The organism is Glutamicibacter sp. (assembly GCF_050701915.1).
Taxonomy (GTDB): domain Bacteria; phylum Actinomycetota; class Actinomycetes; order Actinomycetales; family Micrococcaceae; genus Glutamicibacter.
On sequence record NZ_JBOGEG010000010.1, the window covers coordinates 19,042 to 32,232 of the forward strand.

A 13,191-nucleotide genomic window follows, 5' to 3' on the forward strand; every position below is an offset into this window, starting at 1 on the left:
GCGTCGGGCCCCTGCCGTGTACCAGGGGCCCGGATGCACCGGAGCGTAGCCGGTATTGCGCGGCCGCTAGCTGAAGAAGCGGGTTACCTAGTTGTCCCCGCCGTAGGAAGATTTGGTGGTGCTAGGCAGGGACCGGGGCGTCGATCTTTCCGGCCAGGCGCTGCACCCCGCGGAAGAGGCCCGAATGGTCCAGTGCCCCGTCGCCGGAGGCCACGGTGGAGGTGACCAGCTGGGCAACCAGTGCGCCCAGGGGCAGCACGACGCCCGCCTCGCGGGCCGCGGAGGTCACGATGCCCATGTCCTTGTTGTGCAAGGCCAGGCGGAAGCCCGGGGCGAATTCGCGGTCCAGGATCTTCTGGGCCTTCTGGTCCAGGACCTTGGAGCCGGCCAGTCCCCCGCCGAGCACCGTGATGGCCGCGTCGGTGTCCACGCCATAGGCTTCGAGGAAGACCACTGCTTCGGACAGGGCCTGGATGTTGGCCGCGACGATCAGCTGGTTGGCCGCCTTCACGGTCTGCCCGGAGCCCGAAGGGCCCACCAGCACGATGGTCTTGCCTACCGCTTCGAGCACCGGCTTGGCGGCCTCGAAGTCAGCCTGCTCTCCGCCGACCATAATGGACAGCACGCCCTCGATGGCGCCGGCTTCGCCGCCGGATACCGGGGCATCCAGCGGGCGCAGTCCGGCGTTGCGGGCTGCGGCCGAGAGCTCGACGGCCACGTCGGGGCGGATCGAGGAGTTGTCGATCCACAGGGCGCCAGCCTTCGCGTTGGCGAAGACACCCTCTGCGCCGAGGGTGACGGCCTGGACATCCGGGGAGTCCGGGACCATGGTGATGACCACGTCTGCATTGGCCACTGCCTGCGCGATGGAGGCCGCCTTGGTTCCGCCGGCGGCGGCCAGCTCGTTGCCGGCCTTGTCGCTGCGGTTGTAGCCGGTGACCTTGTAGCCGGCGTTGATCAGGTTCTTGGCCATCGGCAGGCCCATGATGCCCAGTCCGATGAAGGCGATGTTCTGCGACATGTGATTCTCCAAAATCTGTGGTGCGGTAAGCGGTTAGGCGTTGGCGCTGGCGTTGGCGGCGGCTAGCCAGTTGAAGGCGGTGGCCGCGTCCTGCTTGTATTCCAGGGCCACCTTGCCGGTGTAGCCCAGTTCGATCGAGCGGCTGATCCACTGCTGCAGCGGCAGGTTGCCGGTTCCCGGTGCGCCGCGGCCTGGCGCGTCGGCGATCTGGATGTGCCCGAAGTCCTTGGCGTGGGACTCGATCAGCGCGGCAACGTCATCGCCGTTGACCGCCAGGTGGTAGAAGTCGGCCAGCAGGGCGATGTTCTGCGCGCCCTGGTCCTTGACGGCGGTAACGACGTCCAGCGCCTGGGCCGAGGTTTTCAGCGGGTAGGCCTCGGTGCCGGAGACCGGTTCAATGAGGATGGTTCCGCCGATGGCGGCCACGCCTTGCGCGGCGGCCACGAGGTTTTCCAGGGCCAGCTCATCTTGCGCCTGGGCGGCTACGCCGTCCAGGCGGTTGCCGTACAGGGCGTTGAAGGCCTTGCATCCGGTGGCTTCGGCGATGGCGATGACGGCCTGGATATTGGCCTTGAATTCGGCTTCTCGTCCCACCCAGGAGACCAGGCCCCGGTCCCCCGCTGGCATGTCGCCGGCGAAGAAGTTCAGGCCATCTAGCTGCACGCCGGCGTCCCCAAGGGAGGCAACGAAATCGTCGACCTGCTTGTCGCTCGGGACGGCTTCGTCGAATGGCCACCAGAATTCAACGCTGTCGAATCCCGCCTGCTTGGCGGCTTCTGCGCGCTGGAGCAGTGGCAGCTCGGTGAGGAGGATCGAGCAGTTCAGAGTGTAGGACACTGGCTTTTCCCTTCAAGAACATCTTCCAAGCATTCCGCTTCGTGGAAGTTAGCTTTTGCTTTATGAAAACTCTAGGACGAGACGCCAATCACTGTCAAGGTATTTCGCACCCTTCTCCCCCGGGCCCCCGAAAACGCGCGCCCCGCCCAGCAATCACGTAGATTATTCCCCCCTGGAACCATCCCGGATTCCGTCATTCCAGCGTCACGGAACGGCAAATTTGCGGCATTCGCTTCACAAAACGCCTACTGGGAAAATATCGCTGGGTGAAAATCAGGCATTCTATTGCGATAATGTGATCCAGCGCATACAGTGGTGGCTAATCACCTGGCAGATATCTCGGAGTGACCTCTTTAGCTCAGGAGCAGCCATGCTTTTACCACTGTGCATTACGCGCACTGCGCGGCACGCAGTTCGACTGCCTAGGCCAGCCATGCCCTTGCTTGGTTCGCCGGCAGAGTTCTATGTCAATTTCGGGCAGCCCATCTACCCCTAAGCGGGCCATGTCCCGGTCCAGCGCCCTCGCGCCCGGGATCAGAACGTCTCACTAGCCCAAATTCCGTCACCCTCTAGTTTCCCGCCGAAGGCACCACTATGCCCGGAGAAGGAAATGTGACACTTTGACAAGGACGTCAACATGCCGCAAACGACCCCCGAGATGCTGCCCGTTTCCCAGGCCGCACCGCAGAAAAACCTTCCAACCATTGACCAGTCCAACCCCTTCGAGCTGAGCGCTTCGCACTACAACAAGGATTTGGCGCCTACCACCCGCTCCGGACGCACCTGGAACGCCTACAGCATCTTCACGCTGTGGGCCAACGACGTGCATTCGCTGGGCAACTACACCTTCGCCATCGGCCTCTTCGCCCTGGGCATGAGCGGGTGGCAGATCCTCGGCGCCCTGGGCATCGGTGCGGTGCTGCTCTTTGCCCTGCTGAACTTCTCGGGCTTCATGGGCGAGAAAACCGGCGTGCCCTTCCCCGTGATGAGCCGCATCGCCTTCGGCATTACCGGCGCCCAGATCCCCGCCCTGCTGCGCGGAGCGGTAGCCATCGCCTGGTTCGGTATCCAGACCTACCTGGCGGCGCAGGTGCTTTCGGTCATGGTGATCGCAGTGGCACCGGGTGCGGCCAGCCTGGAACAGACCATATTCCTGGGGCTGGATGCCCTCGGCTGGATCTGCTTCGTGGCACTGTGGGCCATCCAGCTGGTCATCGTCAGCTACGGCATGGAAATGATCCGCAAGTACGAGGCCTTCGCCGGCCCGGTCATCCTGGTAACCTTCCTTGCCCTGGCCATCTGGATGCTCTTCGAATCCGGGTTCAACGTATCGATGAGCACCGGCGAGCCGAAGTCCGGCATCGAGATGTGGACCGCCATGTTCGGCGCGTCCGCCCTCTGGGTTTCCATCTACGGAACCTTTGTGCTGAACTTCTGCGACTTCACCCGCGGCGCCGCTTCCAAGCAGGCCATCGTTAAGGGCAACTTCTTCGGCATCCCGCTGAACATGCTTTTCTTCGGTGCCATCGTGGTGGTCCTGACCGGTACGCAGTTCTCCATCAACGGCCAGATCATCACCTCGCCATCCGATGTAGTCGGCGCGATCCCGAACACCGTACTGCTGCTGATGGCCTCGGCGGCGCTGCTGGTGCTGACCATCGCGGTGAACCTGATGGCCAACTTCGTCGCTCCGACCTACGCGCTGACCAATCTGTTCCCGAAGAAGCTGAACTTCCGCGGGGCCGCGTTGATCTCCGGCGCCATCGGCCTGGTCATCCTGCCGTGGAACCTCTACAACTCGCCGGAAATCATCAACTACTTCCTGGGCGGCCTGGGCGCGCTGCTCGGCCCGCTGTTCGGCATCATCATGGCCGACTACTGGATCATCCGCAAGGCACGCATCAACGTCATGGACCTGTACCGTGCGGATGCCAAGGGAACCTACTACTTCACCCGCGGCGTGAACTACCGCGCGGTGGGCGCCCTGGCCATTAGCTCCGTCATCGCCTTGGTGCTGGCCTTCGTCCCGGCGCTGCACACGCTGGGACCATTCGCCTGGTTCCTGGGCTCCGGCGCCGGCGCGCTCGCCTACCTCGTGCTGGCCAAGCGCCAGCATGACCTGGCCGATATCGATGGCGAACCGATCGCTGTGGCACCAACCCACTAGGAAAACTCATGCGCATTCTGATCCTGAACGTGAACACCACGCAATCCATGACCCGTGCCATCGGGGACTCCGCACGGCAGGTCGCCTCGCCCGGCACCGAAATCGTGGAATTAACCCCGGATTTCGGGGCCGACTCCTGCGAAGGCAATTTCGAAAGCTACCTTGCGGCCATCGCCGTCATGGACAAGGTGGTCCGCTACACGGAGCCCTTCGACGCAGTCATCCAAGCAGGCTACGGAGAGCACGGGCGCGAAGGCCTGCAGGAACTGCTCGATGTCCCGGTCGTGGACATCACCGAAGCGGCCGCTTCCACCGCCCAGTTCTTGGGGCACAAGTACTCGGTGGTCACCACGCTGGACCGCACGGTGCCGCTGATCGAGGACCGGCTGAAGCTGGCCGGGCTGACCGACCGGCTCGCCTCGGTGCGCGCCAGCGGGCTGGGCGTGCTGGAATTGGAATCCGATCCGCAACGTGCGGTCCAGGCGATAGTTGAGCAATCCCGCCAGGCAGTAGAGCTGGACAAGGCCGAGGTGATCTGCCTGGGCTGCGGCGGCATGGCCGAGCTGGAGGAACAAGTGCGCCTGGCCACCGGCGTGCCAATTGTCGATGGCGTGCGCGCAGCGGTGACCATCGCGGAGTCCCTTGTCCGCATGGGACTGAGCACCTCCAAGGTGCGTACCTACGCCCCTCCGCGGCCCAAGACCGTGACCGGCTGGCCGCTGTCCGCAGCGGTAGCGGGGCTGGCTAGCCGGTAAATAATGCCAAGCTAAATAGCACTTCCATCCCAGCCTGCTCACAGTCGGCGCCCCTAGAGTAGTAAGTACCTCATGAAGGTGCGAGTGATGACAAAAGAAAACCCCGATGCTTCGGCATCGGGGTTTTCTTGTTCTTGCATTCGTGCCCAGGCACCCAGCCGCACAAGGCTAAAAAGCATTTGCAGTATTCAGCAAGCTAGAGCAGCACCCGCTGGCGCCGCGACAATGCCAAGCCGATCGCCAGTGCAGCTACGAGCAGGATCAGCACGCCAAGGGAGAACGGGCCATAGCCCTCCTCGCCCACCAGGCTGGGCAAATTCACCAGGATGATTGCCAGGAAACCGAGCAAGCCCACCAGCCCCAACGACGGCGCGATGCGACGTTGCCAAACCGGCCCGCCTGGATGCTTCGCAGCAAAGAAGACCAGCACCGCCACCGAGGTCAGGGTGAGCAGCAGGACCACTCCTACCGAGGAGATGCCGCCAAGCCAGGTGTAGAACTGGTTGATCGGCTCCAGCTTGAGCAGCACCGCCAGCAAGATCAGCACGCCCGTAGCCACCGAGGCAACCACCGAGGCCCTGGCCGGGGAACCGAGCTTCGGATGAGCCTGGCCCAAAGCTGTTGGCAGCACCTGGCGCGCGCCGAGCTGGAAGAAGTACCGCGAGGAAATATTGTGGAATGACAGGATGCAGGCGAACAGGCTGGTCACGAACAGCAACTGGACGATATGCCCGCCGACCGCACCCAGGTAGGTTTCAGTGGTGCTCTGCAGAAGGGTTCCGGCGTTCTGCCCCGCATTGGCCACGATGGTGCTTTGGCCATTTGCGCTGATCAGCACCCAACTGGAAAGCGTGTAGAACACCCCGATGGCAATCAGGGAAATATACGTAGCCCTCGGAATAGTGCGGTCCGGGTCCTTCGCTTCATCGCGGAACACCGCAGTCGCCTCGAAGCCCACGAAAGACAGAATTGCAAAGAGGATGCCGATGCCCGGCGCCCCGGAAGCAATCTCTGCGGGGCTCAGAATGCCGGTGGAAAAGCCTTCCGGGCCCCCGCCGGAGAAGATGACCACCGCATCCAGGACCACGACGATAGCTACCTCGGCAATCAGCAGTACCGCCAGCAGCTTGCCTGACAGCTCGATATTCCGGTAGCCCAGCACCGCGACCAGGACGAAGCAGGCCGCTGCCCACAGCCACCACGGCAGATCCGGGCCGCCATAGGCCTTGACCAGCTCGCCCATACCCGGGCCGAACAGCCCGAACACGCCGGCCTCCAGCGCCAGGTAGGCCAACAGGGCCACGAAAGCCGCGCCCAGCCCGAGTCCGCGGCCCAGCCCGGCGCCAATGTAGGCATAGAACGCCCCGGCGTTGGGCACGAAACGCGTCATCTGGGTGAAGCCCACCGAGAACAGCAGCAGGACCACCGTGGCAATCACGAAGGAGAAAGGGAATCCGGCCCCGTTGCCGCCGGCGATGCCGAGGGGCACCGGGCCGCCGATCACGCCCAGGGGCGAGGCCGCGGCGACGACAATGAAGACGATGGAAGCCACCGAGAGGTTGCCGCGCAGCGATTGGGCGGATGCCGCTGCGGCGGCTGCCGGAGCTGCTTTGAGGGTTTGGGCCATGGGAGCACTCCACTAGAACTATTACGAGAATGTTCCCACCCTAGGCTCCCCTCCACGCGCGGTCGAGGCGACTGCAAAGAATAGTCATCGCGCGCAATCTCCAGCCTTGCTGATGTCATCTTCAGCCCTCCCCAGCCTCCGCGCTTGCTGCCCCGAGGTCACGCTTCGTCATGCAGCTGTCACGCCGCCGAGCCGTCCTGACATGTTCTGGACATCAGGTTGCCCCGGCGCCTAGGGGCTTCCAAACGGAAAGCAACTAGTGCGCCGGCCCGGCCGATCATGCGCTGGATGAAGATGCGCTGACGCGGATCCCGGCGCAGACCTATAACCTGCTGGCAGATGGGCGAGGCATCGAAACGCCGTCGATATCGGCGCCCCCGGGGTCGAATGCCGCACCAAGGAGGGCAGCGTGCGCGCTTCGCCGCTCCGGACGGCAAGAAGTCGCTTGGGGTCCTCCCTCAGCTCGCCCGTTTGCAGAAGGCCCGGCATCCACTCAGTGGAAGCTGCGGAACTTCCATCCGCAGGCGCAGAACAGCCCTGCCTCCGATCCGGCGGCAGGGCTGCGGCTGCGCTTCGCTAGACGATCGCTTCCACGATCGGCATGTTGCCGTCGTAGAAGTTCACGGTGGCTCGGCGTGCTGACTTATTGGCCACCACGTGGGTGATCACTTCTGCGACGTTCTCGCGCGAGGTCTGCGACGCCTCGCCTTCAACGTCCGAGCCGTTCACCTTGCCGGCCTTGTCAGCCAGCACAATCCGCTTGCTTGCCGGTTCCAGGGTCAATGCCCCTGGGCCCAGAATCGTGTAGTCCAGCCCGGTGCCGCGCAGGTAGGCATCGGCGTCGTGCTTGGCCTTGGCATATGCGTAGAACGAGTTGGCCGGGTCCAGATTGTCCACGTCTATCAGGGCTCGGCTGTAGGAGACCAGCACGAAGCGGTCCACCCCGGCCTGCTCGGCGGCCTGCATGGATCGCACCGCAGCGTCGTAATCCACGGCGCGGGTGCGCTGCTCGTTGCCACCACCGGCGCCCGCGGAGAAAACGATGGCGCTGGCACCGGAAAAGGCTTCCGCCAGCTGAGCCACGCCAGCGCTTTCGATATCGAGGATTACCGGATTGGCGCCCGTTGCACTGATATCAGCGGCATGCCCGGGATTGCGAATCAACGAGTCGACCGCGTAGCCACGCCCAACCAGTTTGGGAACTGCCAACAGGGCTACCTTCCCGTGTCCGCCAATGAGAACTACTCGATTTCCTTCAGCCATGAACTGCTCCTTCTGATCGCTGCTCGTATCTGGCACAACGAGGCCTGCCACGAACCTATTCCCAGCCTGCGCCAGTTACAGCTTTCTGAGTGCCAGCTCAATAGGGATTATTTCGGCTGGCAATCGGCGTACCCTCGGGTTCATAGCATTCGCACTCGACCCAGGATGAAGCTCATGAAGCATAGAACCCTGAATTTGGAACTCAGCAACGATCAGTTCGCGGACCTGGCTAATGCCTTGGAGGACCACCGGGACTACTTCAAGAAACGCGCCGATGAAGCGATGCTCGGCTTCGGGCTCGATACCGGTTACTGGCAGTCCCGCGCTGCCGAAGTCCAGGAGCTGCTCCAACTGGTTCTCAGCACCGCCAAGCACGAACAGCACTAGCCCGCATCCTATCCCCATCCAAGGAGCCAGCACTTTGCCCGCTGGGATTTTCACCATTGGCCATTCGGCGAGATCCATCCAGGATTTTCTCGCGCTGCTGGCGCAGCACGAAATCACGCAGGTTGCGGATGTACGCAAGCTGGCCGGATCCCGCAAGTTCCCGCAGTTCAACGCCGATGCCTTGCAAGCTTCCTTGAACGCGGAGGGAATCGGCCTGCACCGCGAAGAGGCGCTGGCCGGCCGGCGCCCGGCGAGCCAGAGCGTCGATTTCGAGGTCAACGCGTGGTGGAGGAACCGCAGCTTCCACAATTATGCCGACCACGCACTCGGCGATGATTTCCTGCATGCAATCCGGCAGCTCCAGAAGAGGGCCGCCGGGCAGAAGATTGCGATCATGTGCGCCGAAGCGGTGTGGTGGCGCTGCCACCGCCGGATCATCTCCGATCACCTCTTGGCCCGCGGCGCCGAGGTCTTCCACATCATCGATGGGCGTGGGGCCCAAGCCGCCGAGCTAAGCCCTGGCGCCGTGATTGGCCAGCAGCTGAGGATTACCTACCCGGCGGCGTGATTCCCGGATGGCGAAACGGGTATTAATGGCATCTTTTCCCTCACGGAATTCGTCAACGGTGCAATTCATGACGTTCCCTGACGCGGCTCTCGACACCTTCCGGCCCTAATTAAACAAGGTAGATGATCGTTATTTGGCCCGGAAATAGCCCAGTCAGCTGGGGGTAGCCTCAGCAAGCGCCAAAATTCCGAGCGAATCCGGCCTGCAAACCGCGCATTTGGGTGACGCACCTAACATAAGGGCCACTTAGCTTAATTCGCTCAGATAAGGCTAAGCTAATTATCAGATCACTCACTAGCGCAACCAACGTCGGTTGCTGTCCGAAGAAGGAATACATGTCCTCCATGAAGCTTCGCGCTGCTGCACTGCTGAGCATCGCCGCCCTGTCCCTGACCGCTTGCGGTTCCGCAACCGATACGGCTGCTGAGGCCAAGGCCGGCGACACCAAGACCGTCACCATCACCGACAACGACGGTGAGAAGAAGATCGAGGTTCCTGCAAAGTCTGTCGTTGCAACCGACAACCGCACCTTCGAGACCCTGGATTCCTGGGGCATCAAGCTGAGCGCAGGCGCCGTTACCCTGATGCCGGACACCATCTCCTACACCAAGGACGAGAAGGTCCTGGACTTGGGCAGCCACAAGGAACCGAACCTGGAGTCGGTCGTCACCGTCGACCCTGACCTGATCATCAACGGCCAGCGCTACACCCAGCACGCCGCGAAGTTCAAGGAACTGGCTCCCGAAGCCGCCATCGTTTCCCTGGACCCGCGCGAAGGCGAGCCATTCAACACCGAACTGGAACGACAGGTCACCACCCTGGGCGAGATCTTCGGCAAGCAGGCCGAGGCCAAGAAGCTCGTTGAGGACTTCGAAGCCGCCGAGAAGCGCGTAACCGATGCCTACGACAAGGACCAGACCGTCATGGGCCTGATCGCCTCGGGCGGCGAGCTGGGCTACTCGGCTCCAACCACCGGCCGCACCGTCGGCCCGATGTTCGACTTCCTGGGCCTGACCCCGGCGCTGAAGCTCGACGAATCCTCCACCGACCACGAGGGCGACGACGTTTCGGTCGAAGCCATCGCCAAGTCGAACCCGGACTGGATCATCGTCATGGACCGCGACGCAGCGGTTGCCGCCGACGGTGCCGACTACCAGCCGGCCAAGGAGCTGCTGGAGAATTCCGAAGCGCTGCAGAATGTCACTGCCGCCAAGGAATCCCAGGTTGTCGTGATGCCAGCTGACACCTACACCAACGAGAGCATCCAGACCTACACCGAGTTCCTGAATACTTTTGCTGACGCTCTGGAAGCTGCAAAGTAAGCGTCTTGAACTCCCCTGGCCTTTAGTGGCGAAGCCGGATTCCGGCTTCGCCACTAAAGCTGTATTCCCACCACATATTTCCACGGCGGCATTATGACAAGCACGACTTCCCCGGCCCGGACCAAGAGCAAGGTCCTTTCCGGCAAACTCGCATTGGGCATCCTCGGGGTGCTGGTGCTGCTGGCGTTCTCCCTGTTCACCGGCGTCTACGACATCTTCGGCAAGGACGACGGCGCCATGATGTTCGCCGTCACCCGCATTCCGCGCACCATTGCGCTGGTGCTGGCCGGGGCGGCCATGGCCATGAGCGGATTGGTGATGCAGCTGCTGACCCAGAACCGCTTCGTGGAGCCGACCACCACCGGCACCACCGAATGGGCGGGCCTGGGCCTTTTGACCATGCTGGTCTTCTTCCCCACCGCCACCCTGCTGGCCAAGATGAGCGTGGCGATTGTCTTCGCCTTCATCGGCACCATGATCTTCTTCCTGTTCTTGCAGCGCGTTTCGCTCAAGGCCTCGCTGACCGTGCCGATCGTGGGCATCATGCTCGGTTCCGTGGTCGGCGCCTTCTCCACCTTCTTCGCGCTGTCCACCGACAAGCTGCAGTCCATGGGCATCTGGCTGGCCGGTTCCTTCACCTCGGTGATCCGCGGGCAGTACGAGGTGCTGTGGATCGTGGCCATCGTGGCCGTAGCCATCTACATCGTTGCCGACCGCTTCACCGTGGCCGGGCTGGGCGAGGAAATCGCCACCAACGTCGGGCTGAATTACCGCCAGGTGATGCTGCTGGGCACCGCGCTGATCGCGGTCGCCACCGGCGTGGTCACCGTGGTCATCGGCAATCTGCCATTCCTCGGCCTGATCGTGCCGAATATCGTCTCGATGGTCCGCGGCGACGACCTGCGCAGCAACCTGCCCTGGGTCTGCCTGCTGGGCATCGCGATCACCACGGTATGCGACCTGATCGGCCGCACCATCATCATGCCGTTCGAGATCCCGGTCTCCCTGATCCTGGGCGTGCTCGGCGCGGCCGTCTTCATCTTCCTGCTTCTGAGGCAGCGTAAAGTTGGCTAATCTCATGACTCACCCTGCTTTGGGCATCCACCACTCCGGCCGTTCGGCCGGACCGCTGCCCACCAAGAAGGTCCGCAAGCGCTACTGGATCACCCTGTCGATCATGATCGGCTTGGCCTTGTTCTTCGGCATCGGCCTGCTCGCCTGGGATAACCCCATGCCATTTGGCACTGACGGCTTCTGGATCATCGCCAAGCTGCGCGCCAGCAACATCCTGACCATGGTGATCGTGGCCGCCTGCCAGTCCATCGCCACGGTGGCTTTCCAGACGGTCACCAACAACCGCATCATCACCCCGTCGATCATGGGCTTCGAGGCCTTGTACCGCGTGGTGCAGACTGGTGCGATCTTCGTGCTGGGCGTTGCCGGGGTGACCTTCTTTACCGGGGTCAGCCAGTTCGTCCTGCAGGTGGCGATCATGGTGGGCCTCTCGGTGGCACTGTACGGCTGGCTGCTTTCGGGCAAGCTGGGCAACATCCAGATCATGCTGCTGGTTGGCATCATCATCGGCACCGGGCTAGGCTCAATTGCCACGTTCATGCAGCGCCTGCTGACCCCGAGCGAATTCGATGTGCTCACCGCGCGCCTGTTCGGCTCCATGTCCAACGCGGACATGAGCTACATGCCGGTAGCCATCCCGCTGGTCATCATCGCCGGCGGCTACCTGGTCCTCGCCTCGAAGAAGATGAACATCCTGGCCCTGGGCAAGGAAACGACCATCAACCTGGGGATCAACCACCGCCGCGAAGTCATGAAGTCCCTGTTCTTCATTTCCATCCTGATGGCCGTGACCACTGCGCTGGTCGGTCCGCTGACCTTCCTCGGCTTCCTCGTGGCCACCTTGGCCTACCAGCTGGCCGACACCTACGACCACCGCTACATCTACCCGATGTCCTTCCTGGTCGGCTTCGTGGTCCTGGCCGGCGCCTACTTCATCATGAAGAACATCTTCTACGCCGATGGCGTGGTGGGCATCATCATCGAAGCCGTCGGCGGCATTACATTCCTGATCTTCATCCTGCGAAAGGGCCGGCTGTGATTACCCTCAATTCCGTCAGCAAGAAGTACAGCTCCACGGTCTCCATCGGCCCGGTCAGCCTGGAAATCCCCACCGGCGGCATCACCGCCCTGGTGGGCCCGAATGGCGCTGGCAAGTCCACCATGCTCACCATGGTCGGGCGCCTGCTGGGCATCGACCAGGGTTCCATCGAGGTCTCCGGCTACGACGTGTCCAAGACCAGCTCGAAGGACCTGGCCAAGATCGTCTCGATCCTGCGCCAGGAAAACCACTTCGTCACCCGCCTGACCGTGCGCCAGCTGGTGGGCTTCGGCCGCTACCCTCACTCCAAGGGCCGGTTGACCCAGTCCGACGAAGAGATCATCTCGCGCTCCATCGACTTCCTTGACCTGGGCGAGCTGGAAGACCGCTACCTGGATGAGCTCTCCGGCGGCCAGCGCCAGCGCGCCTACGTGGCCATGGTCCTGGCCCAGGACACCGACACGGTGCTGCTCGATGAGCCGCTGAACAACCTGGACATGAAGCACTCGGTGGTGATGATGCAGCACCTGCAGCGAGCTGCCCGCGAGCTGAACCGCACCATCGTGATCGTGCTGCACGATATCAATTTCGCTGGGCACTATGCGGACTACATCTGCGCCATGAAGCAGGGCAAGGTGGTGCACTTCGGCACCCCGACGCAGATCATGCAGGACGAAATCCTCAGCGAAGTTTTCGAGACCCCAGTCAACGTCGTCCCGGGCCCCAATGGCCCGCTTGCGGTGTACTACTGAGTCCGCGCAACTTGTGCACTGTAAGACCCCATGACCAGCTGTGGCCATGGGGTCTTACTGCACCTCGGCACCTTTTCACCGGCAGTTTCGGCTAAGCCTTGGGTTTCCCTAGCGCGTTGACCGCATCGATGATTGTCGCGCCCGGATGCTCAACACGATATGCCTTGATTTCCTGAGCCGACAGACCCGAGGCATCGCCGGTGACTTCCCGGGGCTTCGGGCCAGTCCAACCCCAGAACATCAGTGCCCAGCAACCGACAAGCAGCCCCCAAATGGAATCCTCCAATTGCGTCATCAGCAGCATTGAAGCTGCTGCCAGCGCCAAGAGAATACTGGTGCGCGTTGATTTGCCCATGGTTCCGCCTTGCTAGCTGGGAAG

Annotated in this window: 13 protein-coding genes; 8 read left to right on the forward strand and 5 right to left on the reverse strand. The window is 62.6% G+C overall.

Going from position 1 to position 13,191, the window contains the following annotated elements; all coding sequences use genetic code 11:
• Positions 1-121: 121 nt before the first annotated feature.
• Positions 122-1,033 carry a 2-hydroxy-3-oxopropionate reductase gene (locus tag ACRDT3_RS08300; RefSeq protein WP_431492525.1) on the reverse strand — a complete coding sequence of 304 codons (912 nt, stop codon included), beginning with the start codon at positions 1,031-1,033 and terminating at the stop codon, positions 122-124.
• A gap of 21 nt (positions 1,034-1,054) precedes the next feature.
• The gene (locus tag ACRDT3_RS08305; RefSeq protein WP_431492526.1) at positions 1,055-1,858 is read right to left on the reverse strand and encodes a hydroxypyruvate isomerase family protein; all 804 of its coding nucleotides are present in this window, start codon (positions 1,856-1,858) and stop codon (positions 1,055-1,057) included.
• A gap of 637 nt (positions 1,859-2,495) precedes the next feature.
• Between ACRDT3_RS08305 and ACRDT3_RS08310 the strand changes: the two genes are divergently transcribed.
• Positions 2,496-4,025: an NCS1 family nucleobase:cation symporter-1 gene (locus ACRDT3_RS08310; RefSeq protein ID WP_431492527.1), complete on the forward strand. Its 1,530-nt coding sequence runs from the start codon at positions 2,496-2,498 to the stop codon at positions 4,023-4,025.
• Between the two features lie 8 nt (positions 4,026-4,033).
• Positions 4,034-4,780: an aspartate/glutamate racemase family protein gene (locus ACRDT3_RS08315; protein ID WP_431492528.1), complete on the forward strand. Its 747-nt coding sequence runs from the start codon at positions 4,034-4,036 to the stop codon at positions 4,778-4,780.
• 196 nt (positions 4,781-4,976) lie between these two features.
• Here the strand turns inward: ACRDT3_RS08315 and ACRDT3_RS08320 are convergent, their stop codons facing one another.
• Both ACRDT3_RS08320 and ACRDT3_RS08325 read right to left on the reverse strand, forming a co-directional pair.
• Positions 4,977-6,407: an APC family permease gene (locus ACRDT3_RS08320; RefSeq protein WP_431492529.1), complete on the reverse strand. Its 1,431-nt coding sequence runs from the start codon at positions 6,405-6,407 to the stop codon at positions 4,977-4,979.
• A gap of 576 nt (positions 6,408-6,983) precedes the next feature.
• Positions 6,984-7,670 (reverse strand): SDR family oxidoreductase, encoded by a 687-nt coding sequence (locus ACRDT3_RS08325; RefSeq protein WP_431492530.1) that lies wholly within the window; start codon positions 7,668-7,670, stop codon positions 6,984-6,986.
• A 174-nt stretch (positions 7,671-7,844) separates the two neighbouring features.
• Here ACRDT3_RS08325 and ACRDT3_RS08330 point away from each other — a divergent pair, with 174 nt between their 5' ends.
• The 6 genes from ACRDT3_RS08330 to ACRDT3_RS08355 all read left to right on the forward strand — a co-directional run bounded on the left by ACRDT3_RS08330 (position 7,845) and on the right by ACRDT3_RS08355 (position 12,812).
• The gene (locus ACRDT3_RS08330; protein ID WP_431492531.1) at positions 7,845-8,057 is read left to right on the forward strand and encodes a hypothetical protein; all 213 of its coding nucleotides are present in this window, start codon (positions 7,845-7,847) and stop codon (positions 8,055-8,057) included.
• A 34-nt stretch (positions 8,058-8,091) separates the two neighbouring features.
• Positions 8,092-8,625 (forward strand): DUF488 family protein, encoded by a 534-nt coding sequence (locus ACRDT3_RS08335; RefSeq protein WP_431492532.1) that lies wholly within the window; start codon positions 8,092-8,094, stop codon positions 8,623-8,625.
• Positions 8,626-8,960: 335 nt separating this feature from the next.
• Positions 8,961-9,947 carry a siderophore ABC transporter substrate-binding protein gene (locus tag ACRDT3_RS08340; RefSeq protein ID WP_431492533.1) on the forward strand — a complete coding sequence of 329 codons (987 nt, stop codon included), beginning with the start codon at positions 8,961-8,963 and terminating at the stop codon, positions 9,945-9,947.
• Between the two features lie 93 nt (positions 9,948-10,040).
• Positions 10,041-11,021 (forward strand): ABC transporter permease, encoded by a 981-nt coding sequence (locus tag ACRDT3_RS08345; RefSeq protein ID WP_431492534.1) that lies wholly within the window; start codon positions 10,041-10,043, stop codon positions 11,019-11,021.
• A gap of 4 nt (positions 11,022-11,025) precedes the next feature.
• Positions 11,026-12,060 (forward strand): iron chelate uptake ABC transporter family permease subunit, encoded by a 1,035-nt coding sequence (locus ACRDT3_RS08350; protein ID WP_431492535.1) that lies wholly within the window; start codon positions 11,026-11,028, stop codon positions 12,058-12,060.
• Positions 12,057-12,812, forward strand: coding sequence for an iron ABC transporter ATP-binding protein (locus tag ACRDT3_RS08355; RefSeq protein ID WP_431492536.1), 756 nt, complete (start codon positions 12,057-12,059; stop codon positions 12,810-12,812). The genes ACRDT3_RS08350 and ACRDT3_RS08355 overlap by 4 nt, the downstream gene beginning before the upstream one ends.
• Positions 12,813-12,903: 91 nt before the next feature.
• Here ACRDT3_RS08355 and ACRDT3_RS08360 read toward each other — a convergent pair whose 3' ends face one another.
• On the reverse strand, positions 12,904-13,167 hold the full coding sequence (locus tag ACRDT3_RS08360; protein ID WP_431492537.1) for a hypothetical protein: 264 nt from the start codon (positions 13,165-13,167) through the stop codon (positions 12,904-12,906).
• Positions 13,168-13,191: the final 24 nt, after the last annotated feature.